Annotated in this window: 16 protein-coding genes and 1 tRNA gene; 9 read left to right on the top strand and 8 right to left on the bottom strand. The window is 41.9% G+C overall.

The genetic code is table 11. The features are described from left to right. Window positions 1–149: 149 nt before the first annotated feature. The 4 genes from SNE_RS11415 (at window position 150) to SNE_RS11395 (ending at window position 3,020) form a co-directional block, all read left to right on the top strand. A tRNA-Arg gene (locus SNE_RS11415) sits at window positions 150–223 on the top strand. Between the two features lie 21 nt (window positions 224–244). Further along, window positions 245–877 (top strand): MBL fold metallo-hydrolase, encoded by a 633-nt coding sequence (locus SNE_RS11410; RefSeq protein ID WP_013944600.1) that lies wholly within the window; start codon window positions 245–247, stop codon window positions 875–877. Window positions 878–924: 47 nt separating this feature from the next. Then, on the top strand, window positions 925–1,509 hold the full coding sequence (locus tag SNE_RS11405) for a peroxiredoxin (RefSeq protein WP_013944599.1): 585 nt from the start codon (window positions 925–927) through the stop codon (window positions 1,507–1,509). 191 nt (window positions 1,510–1,700) lie between these two features. Further along, window positions 1,701–3,020, top strand: coding sequence for an ATP-binding protein (locus SNE_RS11395; protein ID WP_013944597.1), 1,320 nt, complete (start codon window positions 1,701–1,703; stop codon window positions 3,018–3,020). Between the two features lie 11 nt (window positions 3,021–3,031). Here the strand turns inward: SNE_RS11395 and SNE_RS11390 are convergent, their stop codons facing one another. The 3 genes from SNE_RS11390 to SNE_RS11380 form a co-directional block, all read right to left on the bottom strand. Then, window positions 3,032–3,700, bottom strand: coding sequence for a hypothetical protein (locus tag SNE_RS11390; RefSeq protein WP_013944596.1), 669 nt, complete (start codon window positions 3,698–3,700; stop codon window positions 3,032–3,034). A 187-nt stretch (window positions 3,701–3,887) separates the two neighbouring features. Beyond that, complete coding sequence (locus SNE_RS12490) at window positions 3,888–4,319, bottom strand: cupin domain-containing protein (protein WP_013944595.1); 432 nt, start codon at window positions 4,317–4,319, stop codon at window positions 3,888–3,890. A 46-nt stretch (window positions 4,320–4,365) separates the two neighbouring features. Beyond that, a complete protein-coding gene (locus SNE_RS11380; RefSeq protein WP_013944594.1) occupies window positions 4,366–4,767 on the bottom strand; it encodes a hypothetical protein in 402 nt (133 codons plus the stop codon). Window positions 4,768–4,801: 34 nt separating this feature from the next. Here SNE_RS11380 and SNE_RS11375 point away from each other — a divergent pair, with 34 nt between their 5' ends. Continuing rightward, window positions 4,802–5,023, top strand: a complete 222-nt coding sequence (locus SNE_RS11375; protein ID WP_013944593.1) for a hypothetical protein — start codon at window positions 4,802–4,804, stop codon at window positions 5,021–5,023. Between the two features lie 3 nt (window positions 5,024–5,026). Here SNE_RS11375 and eno read toward each other — a convergent pair whose 3' ends face one another. After that, window positions 5,027–6,298: a phosphopyruvate hydratase gene (gene eno / locus SNE_RS11370; RefSeq protein WP_013944592.1), complete on the bottom strand. Its 1,272-nt coding sequence runs from the start codon at window positions 6,296–6,298 to the stop codon at window positions 5,027–5,029. Between the two features lie 163 nt (window positions 6,299–6,461). Here eno and SNE_RS11365 point away from each other — a divergent pair, with 163 nt between their 5' ends. Beyond that, complete coding sequence (locus tag SNE_RS11365; protein ID WP_013944591.1) at window positions 6,462–7,583, top strand: ATP-binding protein; 1,122 nt, start codon at window positions 6,462–6,464, stop codon at window positions 7,581–7,583. Window positions 7,584–7,667: 84 nt separating this feature from the next. On the opposite strand, the gene rsgA is transcribed toward SNE_RS11365, so the two are convergent. Together rsgA and SNE_RS11355 are read right to left on the bottom strand one after the other, a co-directional pair. After that, entirely contained in the window at window positions 7,668–8,801 is a 1,134-nt protein-coding gene (gene rsgA / locus SNE_RS11360; RefSeq protein WP_013944590.1) for a ribosome small subunit-dependent GTPase A, read from the bottom strand. Further along, the gene (locus tag SNE_RS11355; protein ID WP_013944589.1) at window positions 8,777–9,505 is read right to left on the bottom strand and encodes a TrmH family RNA methyltransferase; all 729 of its coding nucleotides are present in this window, start codon (window positions 9,503–9,505) and stop codon (window positions 8,777–8,779) included. The genes rsgA and SNE_RS11355 overlap by 25 nt, the downstream gene beginning before the upstream one ends. Before the next feature lie 495 nt (window positions 9,506–10,000). On the opposite strand from SNE_RS11355, the gene SNE_RS11345 reads away from it, so the two are divergent. Together SNE_RS11345 and SNE_RS11340 are read left to right on the top strand one after the other, a co-directional pair. After that, on the top strand, window positions 10,001–10,930 hold the full coding sequence (locus SNE_RS11345; protein WP_013944586.1) for a patatin-like phospholipase family protein: 930 nt from the start codon (window positions 10,001–10,003) through the stop codon (window positions 10,928–10,930). Between the two features lie 32 nt (window positions 10,931–10,962). Next, window positions 10,963–12,708, top strand: coding sequence for a PP2C family protein-serine/threonine phosphatase (locus tag SNE_RS11340; RefSeq protein WP_158307249.1), 1,746 nt, complete (start codon window positions 10,963–10,965; stop codon window positions 12,706–12,708). Between the two features lie 31 nt (window positions 12,709–12,739). Here SNE_RS11340 and SNE_RS11335 read toward each other — a convergent pair whose 3' ends face one another. Together SNE_RS11335 and SNE_RS11330 are read right to left on the bottom strand one after the other, a co-directional pair. Then, window positions 12,740–13,351: a hypothetical protein gene (locus SNE_RS11335; RefSeq protein ID WP_013944584.1), complete on the bottom strand. Its 612-nt coding sequence runs from the start codon at window positions 13,349–13,351 to the stop codon at window positions 12,740–12,742. A gap of 86 nt (window positions 13,352–13,437) precedes the next feature. Continuing rightward, a complete protein-coding gene (locus SNE_RS11330) occupies window positions 13,438–13,956 on the bottom strand; it encodes a hypothetical protein (RefSeq protein ID WP_148259017.1) in 519 nt (172 codons plus the stop codon). Window positions 13,957–14,040: 84 nt separating this feature from the next. On the opposite strand from SNE_RS11330, the gene SNE_RS11325 reads away from it, so the two are divergent. Continuing rightward, complete coding sequence (locus tag SNE_RS11325) at window positions 14,041–16,908, top strand: ankyrin repeat domain-containing protein (RefSeq protein ID WP_013944582.1); 2,868 nt, start codon at window positions 14,041–14,043, stop codon at window positions 16,906–16,908. Window positions 16,909–16,989 lie beyond the last annotated feature (81 nt).

The following is a 16,989-nucleotide window of genomic DNA, read 5'->3' as shown; positions in this document are numbered from 1 at the left end:
TTCTCTTCGTCAAAATTGCAGAGAATTTAAGAGAACTCTCTCCTGTTAATAAGCAAAATAAATCCATAACTCAGGTTGAAAGGATAGCATAAACTGTGTTTTACCACTTGCTGAAAAACGGCATTTTCAGCGATGATGGAAAACCTTGAGCACCGGTAGCTCAATTGGATAGAGTACCTGGCTACGGACCAGGAGGTTAGAGGTTCGAGTCCTCTCCGGTGCAACTTAAGCCCCAAGGCGTCTCATGATTCTGGAAGTCTTCCCTTCAGGCCCTTTTGAAACAAATGCTTACCTTCTTGGCTGTGAGAAAACCAAAACGGGGATTTTCATCGATCCTGCTCCCGACAGCGCAGAAGCCTTGCTGAATGCAGCAAAAAAACATCATTTAAAGATAGAAGCGATCTTTTTAACGCATTCTCATTGGGATCACATTGGTGATGTTGCAAAGCTCAAAAAATTGCTTGAGCTTCAGCTTTACATTCATCCCACCGATGCAGACAACATGCGTAAACCGGGGAGTGATGGGCTCCCGCTCATGTTTGCCATCGATGGAGTTGAGCCAGATCATTTCTTTGAAGAAGGTCAAAAACTCAAAGTCGGTACATTAGAGATAGAAGTGATTCACACGCCTGGACACACACCTGGTGGGGTGAGTTTTTACCTTCCACAAGAAAAAGTTTTGATTTCAGGCGACACCCTGTTTAAAGGTTCGATAGGTAACCTTTCTTTCCCAATGGCTGATTCTGAAGCAATGTGGGAATCCCTCAAAAAACTCGCTAAACTCCCTCCTGAGACCCGCGTTTATCCAGGGCACGGACCAGCAACGACAATCGGCGCTGAACCTTGGCTTTCCGACGCAAAGGAACTCTTTAGTTAATCCCCTCAGCTTTGTATACTAAAACAATAGAACTTTAGGAGGTTACCATGAGCAGTTTACTAGTCGGGAAAAAAGCTCCCCAATTTAAAGCTAAAGCCGTTGCAAATGGGCAATTCATCGATGACTTTTCACTCGATATGTATACGAATAAACATGTTTTGCTTTTTTTCTACCCATTAGATTTTACCTTTGTTTGTCCAACAGAACTTCATGCATTCCAAGATAGACTTCAGGATTTTCACGCACGTGAAACCGAAGTTGTTGGGTGCTCTGTTGATAGTCACTTCACTCACCTTGCATGGGTCAACACCCCAAAAAATAAGGGGGGCATTGAAGGAGTGACATACCCGCTCGTTTCTGATCTCAACAAGTCAATTGCAAGAGACTTTCATGTTCTGAATGAAGCCGAAGGGATTGCCTTTCGCGGGCTTTATCTCATCGATAAAAAAGGGATCATTCGCCATCAACTCATCAATGATTTGCCAATTGGTCGCTCAGTTGATGAAGCGCTCCGAGTGATTGATGCTCTTATCTTCCATGAAAAGCACGGTGATGTGTGCCCTGCAAACTGGAAGAGCGGAGATAAGTCGATGCAGCCTACCCAAGAAGGTCTATCAACTTATTTCGGTTAAGCTCAAATTTTGAAAATGATGTGGCTTCCGATGCAACATGGTTTTGGAGCGTCATAAGTGGTTTGAGTTTCATGGGAGGGAAAAGAACTTTCTTTAGCTCTTACAAAAGAGTGGCTTAGAGATAGATCGTTGATTTTCTTCATTTGTTTGGTTAAAATAAGGGGTATAAAATAGCCAAAAAACTGGAGATAATGAAGCGGTCTCTTGAAAATCAACTGCTTAAGTGGAAAAGCTCAAAGGTACGCTTTCTTTTGATTTTACGTGGTGCGCGGCAAGTTGGGAAAACCTATCTTGTAGAAAAGTTTGGCAAAGAAACCTTTTCTTCATTTGTTTCGGTCAATTTTGAAGCTCAACCTGAAGCATTCGCTTGTTTTGGTTCTTTAGATCCTGTCGAGATTGTAGCCCGTTTACAATCGATTCTAAAAGCTAGAATCGTTCCAGGTGAAACGCTTCTCTTTTTAGATGAGATCCAGGCGTGCCCAAAAGCGATTTTAGCACTCCGTTATTTCAAAGAGAAAATGGGGGATCTTCACGTCATTGCTGCAGGCTCTCTGCTTGAGTTTGCAATTCAAGAAGGAAAGTTTTCTTTTCCTGTAGGACGTATCCAGTTCCTATATTTACACCCACTTTCATTCGAAGAGTACTTATTAGGCCGAGGTGAGAAGTTACCAAAGTGTTCGATATCAGATTCTCTTAGTATGGATGAACATCGGAAAATGATCCAAAAAGTGAGAGAGTATTTTCTAATTGGAGGAATGCCAGCTGCGGCGTCGACATTTAATGAGACGTTGTCTTTTGAGGAGACAGGCCGAATTCATGAAATTCTTCTTTCAACTTATGTTGCCGATTTTTCTAAATATGCCACTCCTGCAGAACAAAACTACCTCAAAATCTTCTTTAGTGGAATTTTTCCTCTCATTGCACAACAGTTCAAGTATGCGAAAATAAATCCTCATGTCCGATCCAGAGAGCTAAAAGATGCACTGAATCACCTTGAGTGGGCAGGGCTTTTTAAACCTGTTTATGCTTCAGCAGCTAGTGGAATTCGACTTTCTGCGCAACTTAAACAAAACCGGTTTAAGCTTTTATTTTTAGATGTAGGGTTGGTTCAGCATGCTCTTCAGATCGCTCCTGAAAAAGTTTATGCAAAGGATCTCATCCAAATCAATCGAGGAGCTATAGCGGAGCAATTTGTTGGTCAAGAACTCATCGCATATTCTGATCCACACAAACTAGAAGGGCTTTTTTATTGGCAAAATGAAAAAGTAGGAAGTGATGCAGAAGTGGATTACATAGTAACCAACGAAGAGCAGATCATCCCTGTTGAAGTGAAAGCCGGGCCCACGGGGAAGCTACGTTCGCTTCGACAGTTTATGATAATGAAAAAAGCCCCACTTGGTGTCCATATTTCCGAGGCAATTCTGAGTTTTAAGGACGGAGTTTTGTCGGTTCCTTTCTATCTTATTTCTAAATTGCCGGAATTCCTTGAAGAATTGTTATCATCCAAGTGACGGATTTATACTCAAACGACTTCAAAAGTTGTTTGACTAGACTCTTTCCAAATGCTTGATACATGGCCAGCAACCTTGTAGAGGAGATAGACTACTGCGAGTCCTATGATGGCTTTGAAAATAAGGTGAGACTTCGAAGAGGAGGTTCCTTCTGTAGGTATGCTTGGGGCTACTGTAACATCGGGTAGTTCAGGACTAGCTTCAGGTAGGAGATCGGGACAAGATGTGAAGAAGTCTTTAACGTAGTCGACGATTGTTGCAGTTGTTTTAGGTGTCTCTACATCTGAAACCTTTGTCCCCTTTGTCAGAATTTCATAGGTTTTGTCTTCAAAGAAGTCATGCTTAAATTTTATTGGCCAAGTGCCACTTCCATCGGATCCTGATCCTGATTTGGATCTGTCCATGTATTGAAATTTCTTTTGGTAAAGTTTGACTTGAGCTATTCCATCAGGGGATTTTCTTGTCTGTCCGAAGTAGTAATCTCCAAAGAGGGCTTGAAGAGAATTTGTTCTGATAAAAAGCCCTTTTTCTTCGTCTACTGCAAGACGTATATTCCAAGTTTTACCTTCGTATTCGTAATTAACTCCCTGAAGAAAAACTGAGCGATCTGAAACAGCTGATTTGAATGTTTCAGCAAGTTTTGTAGGAAGATGTTTTTGTAAAGCGTCATCAATATGCATGTTTTTTATCCTAATGATTTTGATTCTTCCCAGTAGTTTGATGCGTAGTTGACCACCTTATAGAGGAGATAAAGCGCAGCAAGGCCTATGCGATAGCGTCATCTCTTGCGATTGTCTACAAGGTTTTAGAATCGGATTAATAGGATATCCTCCTGAAGCTTAAAAAACTAGACAAGAAAATTTTAAATTATCTCCACGGGAGACGCATTTCTTGCCCTTCAGCATTGACGATCTTTGAACCAATTTGCAAGATTGCAATGTGATCAGTGGGCTCATCTCCAGTATTAAAAATTTGATGGTCAATAAAGGGAGGTAGGATAAGTGTACAAGGAGCTTCAAAGTAGATCACTTCCTCTCCAATGACAGCTTTCCCTTTTCCTTTGAAGAAGATTGTGATTTCTTCGGCGTCGTGTTGATGTTTGGGAGTGCAACATCCTGGAGCAATACTGCTTTTCCAAACTTCATGTGTTCCGATGCCCATATGCGCAGTTGCAATCCCTTTTAAGGTATTCCCATTGTTTTGAAAAGATGGAATGTCATTGTGATCGATCACAAATGGTCCATTTGCAAATGCAGTAAGTGTGAGACTTAGTAAGGAAAAAAAGATCCACTTTTTCATGACGCTACCTCCGTCTTTAATGATGGAGAAGACTATAGCACGATTGTTAAATTGCAGGAAGCTGAAGAGAGGTTAAGTAGTCGTACAGATCTTGCTCTGTTGTGACCATAAAGCATTGATGCGTTTCACAAACGGGAGCAGTAGCATCGATGATCCGTGCGTCTCCAACACCTGGGAGGCAAATACCTGAAAGTTTTGCAACTTGCTTTTTGTTCAGGAGTTGCTTCATTCCCTTGAGGTAATCTTTGGTGCTGAACCCTTCTTCTTTAACTCGGACGTAGATAATGTCGTGTTCATAGAGCAAAAACTGAATAGCAAAAAAGAGTCCGCGGCTTTGGTCGGGCGGATGGCCAAGCTGTTCATTAAGCTGGGTCAGCGATTTGATGGAAAGAAGAGTCGCTAGACTCCCTCTTTCAGCTTCGCCGAAAAGAGCCACTGTTTGTCGCATGTTTCCTTTTACATGTTAACCCAGATGACGACCTATGCATACTCATCTGAGCTTTTTCTTTTTCCCACGTTTGCACGACCAAAACCGTCCCTACTTTTTTCAAGTATGCGGCAGTATTGGTCGTGCATACCTGAAAAAAATCGAAAATCCATCTGAGCATCCCTTGGTCGTCACATGGGTTATTAATTCTAGTCTCTTCCATAGCTGGACGAGTTTTTTTATGCAATGGCAAGATGATGGCTCTTTCGCTGAATAGTATTTAGTAAGAGGCTTCCGAATTCAGCTCTTCTTCGATCACGAGTAGACGGTTGTATTTTGCGACTCTGTCTGAGCGAGATAGCGAACCAGTTTTGATTTGGCCAGCGCGTGTTGCGACGCTTAAATCTGCAATAAAAGTATCAGCAGTCTCCCCTGAGCGGTGGGAAATAATTGTTTTGTATTCATGTTTTTTAGCTAAGTCAATGGCCTCAAGGGTTTCTGTGAGAGTGCCGATTTGATTCACTTTGATGAGAATGGCGTTGGCTACCTTTTGATCGATCCCTTTTTGGAGGAATTTTGTGTTGGTAACAAAGAGATCATCACCAACAAGTTGCACTTTTGAGCCGAGCCGCTGAGTAAGGATTTTCCACCCTTCCCAGTCGTTTTCAGCAAGCCCATCTTCGATGGAGTCTATAGGGTATTTGGAACAGAGGGCTTCGAGATGAGTGACCTGCTCTTCGGCAGACCGTTTTTTGTAGTCTTGATTGGCAGCTTTCTTTTTCTTTTCGATGTACTTTCCATCGATATAGAATTCAGAGGCGGCACAGTCCATGGCTAGGGTGATATCGACGCCGGGTTTATAGCCTGCTTCTTCAATCGCTTTTAAAATAAAAGAAATGGCTTCCTCATCGGATGTAAGATTGGGGGCAAAGCCTCCTTCGTCGCCAACAGATGTAGCATGTCCAGCACCTTTGAGCAGCCGTTTGAGTGCATGGAACGTTTCTGCTCCCCAACGGAGGGCTTCGGCAAAGTTTGGTGCACCAATGGGGCGGATCATGAATTCTTGGAAGTCAAGAGAGTTATCGGCGTGCTCGCCTCCGTTGATGATATTCATCATCGGTTTGGGAAGAAGGTTGGTGTGAGATCCTCCGATGTAGCGGTAAAGAGGCTCTTGATGAGAGAGGGCAGCGGCGCGGGCAGTGGCAAGGGAAACTCCTAAGATGGCGTTGGCACCGAATGAAGATTTATTTTCGGTGCCATCTTCTTCGATCATGAGATGGTCAATGTGGGTTTGGTTGAAGACAGACATTCCTTTGAGGAGGCGATTTAAAGGTCCGATCACATTTTGGACAGCTTTTTGAACACCTTTCCCATCATAGCGGTTGGGGTCTTTGTCGCGCATTTCGAGAGCTTCGTTTGCCCCTGTGGAGGCACCCGATGGGACTGAGGCCCGTCCAAGGATTCCTTCTTCAGTGATGACGTCGACTTCTAATGTGGGATTCCCTCGTGAGTCTAGAATCTCTCTTGCGTGGACCTTTTTAATCTTGCTCATGAAATGCTCCTGTTTGCCTCACTATAGCGCAGACTTTTTTTTAAAACCGCAAAAAATTTAAATGTTTTTAATTCAGTTATTTATGTTTATATAGTCTGACTATTCTGCAATTGAATGCGGAATAGTCTTGACTATTCCGCAATTCAGTGCAAAATAGTCAGGTATGGAAAGAGTACAAAAAGCACTTATTCGGCGAGATCTTCAAAAGAAAATGGTTCTTTTGGCTGGACCGCGTCAAGCGGGGAAAACGACCCTTGCCAAGGAAATAGCTGACGAATTTGACTCGTCAGTTTGTCTAACATATGATCATTTAGAAGATCGTCGTATGATTCTTGAAGAGGCATGGCTTCCTTCAGTCGAGCTTATCATTTTAGATGAAATCCACAAGATGCCTAACTGGAAAAGCTATCTCAAAGGTGTCTACGATACAAAAAAGCCGCATCAAAAGATCCTAGTTACGGGAAGCGCCCGTTTAGAAATCTTCCAACAAGTGGGAGATTCTCTTGCAGGGCGTTATTTTCTTCATCGCCTTTTTCCTTTATCTCCTGTGGAATGTAAGAAAGCGGGGGTTGATTATTCAATTGATCATTTTTTAGAAAGGGGGGGATTCCCCGAACCGTTTCTTGCTGAAAACAGCACAGACGCAAAGCGTTGGCGCCAACAATACGTAGACAGTTTACTTCGAATTGATGTGCTTGATTTTGAAAATATTCATAATTTAAATGCCATTCGTCTTCTTTTCGAATTGCTGCGTGATCGAGTAGGGTCTCCTGTTTCATACACGTCTCTTGCAGAAGATGTTGCGATTTCACCAAATACTGTCAAGAAGTACATCCAAATTTTGGAGGCACTTTACATCGTTTTTAAAGTGACCCCTTTTTCACGAAGTATTGCCCGGAGTATCCTTAAAGAGCCGAAGATCTATTTTTTTGATACAGTGCTCGTGAAAGGAGATCAGGGCATTAAGTTTGAAAATTTTGTTGCAGGATGTTTACTAAAGCACGTTCATGCAAGAATTGATTACCATGGAGAAAATGCTGCGCTCCGCTATTTACAAACGAAGGAGCGGCAAGAAGTTGATTTTGCTTTGGTGATTGAGGACCAGATTGAGAAGATGATCGAAGTGAAGCATAGTCATACACAAGTTGGCAGTGGTCTACGCTACTTCAAACAGAAATATCAATTGCCGGCAATGCAACTTGTCAAAGAGCTAAAACGTGAAAAAGTCGAAGAAGGGATTGAAATTCGAAATGGACGCCATTTTCTAGAAGGGCTAGATCTATAAACCTGAGCTCTGGGTTTCTCTCACCTATTTTTACATCGAAAAGGACTATTTGGCCCTTCTCTTCAGCAAAAGTACCGATTATAATTATTCCCAGTCTTTAGGAGGTTCTTCACTCATGAGGGTGGAATAGGAAGCGTAGCGCAAGGGATGGATTTTTTCTTCTTCGAGCGCAGCTTTGATAGCGCAGTCGGGCTCGTGAAGATGGGTGCAGTTGGGAAACTTACATTGGCTTTCAAATGGGTGAAAGTCAGAAAAGAAGTGGGAAATCTCTTCTGGGGTGATGTCCCAAACACCAAAACTTTTGATTCCAGGAGTGTCGATACAAAAGCCATCTCCTTCAATAGGAAGAAGCTCAGCCATGGTGGTGGTGTGCGAGCCTTTACGCGTTTTTTGCACGACGTCGCCGATGGCGAGATCGATTCCTAAGACATCGTTGATAAGAGAGGACTTGCCAACACCTGATTGGCCGGAAAAGACGGAGGCTTTGTTTTGCATGAGGGCTTTGAGCTTCTCGAGATTATGTCCGGTGGAGACGCTCAGCTTGAGAATGGGAATGTCAAGATCGGCGTAAGCTTTTTCGAAGTCGGCGAGAAGACGTTTTTCTTCTTCGACTTCACTAGGTTGAATGTGTGGAGGTGGGTCGTCGAGGAGGTCGACTTTATTGATGAGGATGATCGGGTGCATATTTCCTTTTTTCGCAGCGATGATGTACCGGTCTATGAGGAGTGGTTTGAAAGGGGGAGTGCACACAGACATGACGATGAAAACTTGGTCGATGTTGACGGCAAGAAGTTGCTTTTTACGACGAGAGAGATTGTCAGCACGGGCGAGAAAAGAAGACCGTTTTTCAATGTGGGAAATGGCCCCAGAGTCGATACTTTTTTTCTCAAAGTGGACCCAATCTCCAACAGCAATGAGGTTTTTTTGACGAGTCCTCTCTTTTTTCAAGACTCCTTTGAGGGTGCAGATGAAGGTTTCGTGATTGGAAAGGACGGTGATCATTTCAGAATTGATCGAAAGGACCCGGCCGCGAAGAAAGTTTGCTCCGAGTGGCGGCTCTTCGGATTGAAGCTGTTTTTTGAGCTTATCTTGATCGCTTTTTTTATATTTCGAGCGGTCCTTTGAGCGGGAGAGGCTCCGCTCTTTGCGGCTAGCTCTTTTTTGTCCTTGAGAGAAGTAATTCTCTTCGTAATCTAAGAAGTCGTCGAACTTTGGCATAACATTGCGTGCATCAAGATGCTGCCAGCAATGGCAACATTGAGCGATTCCATTTGATTCATAATTGGAATGGTAACGGAGATGCCGTTTTTCTGCATCTCCTTTGAGATCCCTTGAGCTTCATTGCCAAGAAGGAGGATGGCAGGAGTTTGAAAAGTGACGGTGGGCAAGGGGGCGCCTTCGAGGTTGGCGATATAGAGGTGAAAGGATCTTGCAAAAGTTTCTAAATCACCTATTTGAAGGGGGATTTTAAAGGTGGCTCCTTTTGCAGCGCGCAAGGCTTTTTCATTGTAAGGATCGACAGAATTTTCAGTGAGAAAGACTCCGTCAAAACCTAGGGCGAGTGCGGTGCGAATCAGTGTTCCTAAATTTCCAGGATCGTTTATCTGATCCAAGGCAAGAACGCGCTTTTTTTGCGATAAGTCGGCAAAGGGAGGCATATCGATTTCAGCAGCAATCCCTTCGGGAGCTTGAACGCCTGAGATTTTTTCAAACACGTTCGAGGGGACATAATAGGTAGTTGCGGCTTGAAGTGAGGTCTCTTCCCCTTCGCGCACGATGAGTGTTTTGAGAGGAAGTCTCAGCTCAGAAAGGAGTTTTTTTCCTTCAATAAAGATGGCATTTTTTTCGTATCGATACTTCCGATTTATGCGGAGCTTAACGAGATGTTTCACGTAAGGATGCTGTAAACTAGTGATATCCATACGGCCATTTTACTTGAGAAGATCCATTTATACTAGTGCTCTGTCTCAAAAATTCTTCACCGCTATTAATCCATCTTTTGGGGCCCTTTGCTTTATCAAAATTTCGCCTTGTCACATTGACAATGTTCTCAATTTTGATAAAGCAAATTGCGCTCAAAATTTGGCTCACTTTCGATGAAGAATTTTTGAGACAGAGCACTAGTGCTCCATAACAAAAAATTCTACAGCTACTTTAACCATCTTTTCAGTGCCTTTTCCCCTCTTAAAATCTCCCCTTGTCGCATGGACAATGTGGTCGATTTTGGGAGAGAAAAATTCAGCGAAAATCTGGATCAAATTAGCTATAGAATTTTTTGTTATGGAGCACTAGGGCATGTAATCAATTACACTGTGCTGCCTACATCAGGAGAGTAGAAATTATCTCATTGGAAGGCCTTTCTTCAACTTGTTTTAATTGAATACACACCCTAACGTGAAAATAAATGGGTAAGGCTCATGGGTAAAAAGATTCTATCATTTGATGGTGGAGGCATTCGGGGAGTGATTCCTGCCTACTTTTTGCAAAAACTAGAAGAGGTAACTGGAATCAGACTTGCTGAGAAAACCGATCTATTAGCGGGAACTTCAACTGGCTCTATCATTGCAGGGGCACTTGCTGTTGGAATGAAATCGGAAGAGATTGTCAATTTCTATTTGCAGAAGAGTCAGGGGATTTTTTCAGAGAATCACGACATCATTGACAAGTTCTTGGGTCTCAAAGCGCGGTTTTCCAGCCAAAATCTCTACGATGCTTTGCAAAGCGCTTTCCAGTCCCAATCGGCAGATCCAACGATTGCTTTAAGTCAATTACGTCAGCAAATTGTGATTCCAGCGGTCAACCTCGATAATGTGAAGCTACATCGCTGGGAAGCGGTTGTGATGACAAATCAAACAGATGTATCACTTATCGATGCCATGATGCGGTCCTCTGCGGCACCAACCTACTTTCCCTCTTACCAGGGATATGTTGATGGAGGAATGGCAGCAAATGATCCGTCAATTCTTGCTTATGCAAGCTTAGAAGCTCGGGAAGATGTGGCTCTCCTTTCGTTTGGGACAGGATATACGGAAAGTAACATTCCAAAAGGGGAGCATTGGGGAGCCCTGAGTTGGATCATTGATCTTGATCCAAAAAGCCCAGCAACCAAAACACCTCTTTTTACGATGCTCTTTGATGTACAAGATGAATTACCTGGGCAAACATGTCAGATGCTGCTTGGTGAAAATTACCGACGAATCAACCTGAAGTTAACTGAGTCTGTTGGTTTGGATGATGCAAAAAAAATACCTGAGCTCATTCAAGACGTTGAAGATTACATTGCGCACAATCTCAAAGAATGGGAAAACACCTGTGAGTGGGTGACATCACAGTTTGGTGAAAGATGATAGTAAATCCAGGAATGCCAAATCAAGGAGTTATGAGAGGATTGAGTGGATCTCTTGCGTTTCGCATTTTATTGATCGAAACGATTTTACTTGTGATTCCGCTGCTGATTTTTGCTGGGCTGATGTACTATGAGGATTCGCGGCTTCAGGCTAAGGATAACCGGTTTACTTTGCAGCTTATTCTACATGGGAAAGGAGAACTTATTGAAGAGGTGATGGATCGGGAAAGTGATTTTTTGAAATATGTCAACAAAGTTCGCCCTTCACAAAGTAAGCTTCAATTTCTTGCAGATCGAGATCTCTCAACAGAGCTATTTCACTTAGCAAAAAAAGATGGAAAGTACATTTGCGATGAGGCCTCTTTGCCTGAGCTGGTCGGGCGAGATTATTCTGAAATCATTCCAGAGGAGATAGTGGGAAATGGAGCACTTTTTGGGAATTCTGAAACCAATCGGTTCTATTTTTTGCAGTCTTTTTCCCAAGGAGAGGAGATTTGGGTGACAGGTTTTTCGCCTAAACGATTGACGGATAAACTCTCAATAGAGAAAAATGTTCCCTATCCGACAGTGATCTCTTTGCTTTCCGACAGTGGAACCGTCCTTTTATCGACAGATACGACCTGGCAAAAGTGGCATCTTCCCTCTGCTCGTGAAAAAGAAGAGCAATTTTCCTTTTTAGGAGAAAATTACGTAGGGGAGTTTGAGAAGATTCCTAGAAGTAACTTGCTTCTTCTCGTTGCCGCACCTAGGCATACAAACTTTGTGGACATTCCATATTTCTTGGCGAAGATGGTCATTTTGCTCTTGATCATTTTAGTGATCGGAGGCGGCGCAACAATTTGGCTCACGGTCCGTTTAGGGAAGCCACTGCGAAATCTATGCGCAGCAATGGAGAGGATACGCTTAGCCGATATGTCTGCGCGTTATATACCTGATCGGATGGGGTTTGAGATTAATGTTGTGGGAACGATTTTTAATGCGATGATCGTTTCTCTCAATGATTTTATTTATCGCATCAGAAAAGAAAAAGCAGCCAAAGAGGCATTTGAACGAGAGCTTATGATTGGCCAAGAAGTTCAAAATTCAATTTTACCCAAAGAGCTTCCATCATTCCCTGGGTTAGATATAGCTGCCCGGTTTATTTCCGCAAAAGAAGTGGGTGGAGACTTCTACGACTTTTTGGTGCGGCCATCACAAGACGGGGATCGGCTTTTTTTTGCGATTGCTGACACGGCTGGCAAAGGGATTTACGCGTGTCTCTATTCTTTAACCGTTCGCAGCATGCTTAGAAGTTATGGGGAAATACATGAGGACCTAGAAACCATTACCAAAGAGACCAATAATCTCTTTTGCCTCGATACAGGAGATAGTGGTGTTTTTGTAACCGCTTGGTTGGCATTTTATGATGAAAAAACAAGAGAACTCAGTTTTTCAAATTGTGGTCACTTCCCAGCATATTTGCTGCGAGCAAATGGGACGATAGAAAAGCTCACAACAGAAGGGATGGCGCTCGGTGTGGAAAAGTTTGATGAAGTGCAAACTTCCTCCGTGCAACTCAATAGCGGAGATTCTCTTCTTCTTTTCACAGATGGGGTGGTTGAAGCTCATAATGGTGAGATGAAAATGTTTGGGGAGAAGCAGCTCATGGAGTCATTTAAAAAGCGGAAAGAGCTTAAGGCTAAACAAATCGTCGATGAACTCATCGAAGAAGTGGCCTTTTTTGCTGGAGGGTCCCCCCAATATGATGATCTCACTTTGATCGTTATCAAAGTTGATTGAGATTGCACGCCAATTTAGGGCGTGTCATCAATTACACTGCGTTGTCTTCGGTCTTTCTATGGAAAATTTCATCGTTGCCCTGCTTCGACAACCCGTAAAGGGTTGCCTGTATCGGACGTCTTGAACTTTTCTCATTGAAAAACCCTTCTCCAACTTGTTTTAATTGATGACACGCCCTAGTGTCTATTTTATAAAAGGACCCAAGTGATTTTGCTCCGTGCTCAGTGACATCAACCACTACTTTATCCCAGATGGCCCATTCTGTTTTGTAGTTTTGTGGATGCTTTTGCATGTTTTGTAGGTAGTTGATTGCAATGCGTAGAGAGTCTTTTCCATTTTCTTGGAACCGCTCGTTAAAATAGCTGCAAAAATCAATAGCAAGCTGGAAAAGCAGCTCTTCTTTTAATGTAAGCCCGCCATGTTGCTTGAGAGGAGGGATATTCAAACGGCGTTCAACTACAGTCTCAAAATAGTCATCGGAGGATGAACCGATACAAACTATAAGAAAGAAAAACTCGTTGTCTTCGATAAAAGCCGAACTCTCAGGATGCATTTTTTCTTGCAAGATATCCAACCAAAATTTCTGAAGAAAAAGCATAATGATTTGAAATCCATCTTCTATTGAAATTGTGTCTATTTTCATATCTACGCACACAATATTTTTAATCAGTACCATCAAACCTTATCACAAGTCAATGCTGCGATTTTTTGACTAGAAAAAGAGATCTTTCAGAAAATGAGATGTTTATCTCCAGGTGAAAGGACGTATTCAATCGTTTGTTCCCAGATTTTCCATTCCGTTTTGTGCTTGTCGGGGTGACGTCTCATGTCTTCAAGCCAATCAATAGCGAAGTCGAGAGAAAAATTGCGATCATTTTGCGCAAATTTTTCATTAAAATAGTGGCAGTAGTCAATAGTCAATTGGAAAAGCATGTCCTCTGAAACAATAAGCCCATCATGTTGTTTAAGGGGTGGGATTTTCATTCTAGCTTCTATAATTTCTTCGAAATAATCGCCTGGCCCTGCTGGATCTCCAGGGATAGTCATAAAAACAAGATGATAGTTGTCGTGTAAGTCATCTTTAATTTTATCTTCTGGTAAAGCTTGCTCTCGTTCTAATGGATAAAGTTTTTCATGAGCTATGAGATTTTTTTCAACCATCAGTCCTTTTAGGTAGTTTTCCCAAAAGTCCATCAAAAAAAATACAATAATTTGAAATCCTTTTTCCATTACAAACTGACGTGTCATGTTTACGATTGCCCTCGATCTGTTGAATGAAATTAGCCTATCATTTAGCCTAAATCATTTCAATTTTCTAGCGGAGAGTAGGCTATGCTTAAACAGGCTCACCAATTTTTCCTCCTTTTTGTACTATTCTTCAATACTTTAATAGCTAATGGCGATTGGATTACTCCAAAATTCCCTGATAACCCGAATCGCTGGGGACATATTTTTAAAAGTACCTCTGGACATTTTAAAAATGATACGCCTGAAAATCGCGCTTATATTGAATTAGCAGTAGAAAGTCCTGATAACAAAGTAGGAGTGAAGAGCTCTGGAGTTGAGATCTACCTCAAAACTATGCCTGATGGGACTCAGTCCTGGGCAGAAGTTTGGGGTGGTCAAATCATAAATGGTGGCAAGAATAACTTCCCGAAGATTTGGGTATCTGACAATTCAAAAAATGGTGGAGGGTTTGTGACTCCGAAGTTTACGAAGTATTGCCCAAGTGATGCGACTTTTCAGGGGCACTTAGCAGTCAATAAGCTTCGAGAAAACTTTAGTTATTTCAGTCATACGCCTCAATTTGGAGAGGTTATTAAAGAAAGTAGAGTGCTAGGCGTTGCAAGTCGGTGTGGAATAATTTTAGACTTATTTGACTCTTTTGAAGAGGATGAAAACATTCTCTTTATTCCTGATGGGAAGGATTTACTGCTTACTAAAGGCGAAATACACCAAATCATGCGAGATGTAGCTCGTGGGGTTTATGTTCACAACACGTTACCTTTTTTCAGTTTACACACAAATCAAAACTCTATTCGTTACCCAGTAATTCCACCTTGCTATCGTAACACTTTCGTTGGCTATATCTTAGGATTATTGGACTATTACATGAAAGGGCTGGCGGTTGGAAGAGCATTTGATGAAGAGTTCATTTTTGAGTGGGGGGAGATTCGAAATACGAATGAAACCTATTTAGCAGAACATGTTTTGGATTTTAAAGAGCTGTTTCGTGATGACTTTGAATATCGAACCTTTGATGATATCTTATTGGAAATTTGTGATGGCCCTTTGACTTCTCAAGCCATCTTAAACTGCTTTGATATTTCTTACAGACTTATTGCTTTCCAGAATGCTATTTATCAGAAGGGAAAGACTTTAAGTTTTGATGGGGGCTTTGATGTTGTGGGTATTGTTAAATGGGATCCAACAACGCCTGAAGAAACGGTGCTTTTAGAAAAATTGCAACTGGCTTGTGATCAAATGTGTGAAGTCATTCGACAAACGTTGCCTAAGATTCCGCTATGTAAAAAGCTCCTTCAAGGGCTAAAGTTTGCGAATTTTTTGAGCTATTACTACAACACCTTAAAGGGTGTTGGAAAAATTCCTATTTTTGATCGTCAATTTTATCTCGATGAAACAAGAAAGTGTCCAAATGTTTTTCCTCCTGTTCCTCTTAGTCAGGAATATGAAACTCCCATCGACCTCTATGAGCTCTTTATGCTTTGTAAGAAGGAAAAACTTGAAGACATTCATTGGTTTTTCAAAGCAAAAAAGCCTGAAAAATGGGTCGTGGACATCGCTGTAGATGCACTTTACGACGCATTGGTGGTGTATTTTGAGCAGTATATGAGAGACGTATCTCCAGAGCAGATTGCATCACTAACGGTGCAATTGCTCGATCAATGCCGAAGTCGTTATAACACTTATAAAGCAGATATCACGCGTCTGTTTCATAAACTGGGAGTCAATGGAGCTCCAGAAGCCCCGGGAACTGTAAAATCAGTATTAGAAAAAATTAATACTTATCTACGTGATGCAGATGCTCAAGAAAAGCAAGAACTTCTTGAGTATAAAAACTTGACCATTAATTGGTATCAGGCACCTTTTCATTTATGCTTTAATGATTCTGGAGTCATGTTTAATAGAGTTAACGGTAGTTTAAAAGTGCTGACGGGACTAAGTCAAAGAAAGGCTCAGGTATCAGGAGGATGTGGCTCACTTGTAGAGGATATTTCTACATTAGACCTTGTACTTTGCCGGCAAGTTTCTTTACTCAGGTTTGATTTAGCAAACCCTCTTACAACGCCTGAAGGTTTATATTTTCTAATGCCTTTTGAAACTTTGGAATATGAGGAAATCGATGAAGCACAGTATATAGCAGCGCACCAACTTTATTATCCCAAAAAAGACTATCCGTTTAATGATTTTGTCTTAAAAATTTTGGCATCCATTTCCTCCGGTGATGAGGCTCTCTTCAATGAAGTCCTAAGAGATATAGCCAATTGGTCATTTCAAGATTCATTAGGTGCTAGTTTTGTTCATTATGCATCAGAAGTTGAAAAGCCATGTTTTCTTGAAAAGCTCTTGCAAAGAGGCGTTAACCTAGAAAAAAGGGATGATCAGGGGCTTAGCCCTATGCATTATGCAGCTCGTAAAGGAAGAAGGAATCAAATGCAGATGCTTAGATGCGCTTGCCCTGGTTTGCTTGAAGCTTCCGCAATAGATGGGGAGACTCCTTTGATTTGTGCAGTACAAGCGCGCAATGTAACAGGAGTCAAGACGTTGTTAGAACTAGGTGCAAATCCAAATCACAGGACCATCGATGATTTAACGCCACTATTATGGGCAATCTACTCAGGGGATGAAGCTATTGCAATGGCTCTTTTATCGGATGTAAGAACAGATGTGCATGCGACTTGGAAGTTGGGTGTTTCTGCTTTTGAGCTGTGTATTCAACAAAAACTTCCAAAAGTATTACAATATTTCCTTTCGATAGGGATAAGTCCAAATCGAAAATATAGAGGAGATACCCCGATGCATTTGGCTGTGGAATCTAATTGGATTGAAGGAGTTCAAATTTTACTTGATACTCGTAAAGTTCCGCATAGTGCTGTTAATCATCAAGGCGAAACAGCTCTAGAATTAGCTCGGAGATTGGGTTATGATCAAATTGAATCCTTACTCAGGAAACGTTAATCAATCAATAGAATCCGTCTTCTAACAAAGTTGTTTCCACTTCTTATAAGGGTGCTTGTGTTAATTAGAGAAGTAAAATAC

Source organism: Simkania negevensis Z (assembly GCF_000237205.1).
Classification (GTDB): Bacteria; Chlamydiota; Chlamydiia; order Chlamydiales; family Simkaniaceae; genus Simkania; species Simkania negevensis.
This window is presented reverse-complemented; position numbering and strand designations above follow the sequence as displayed.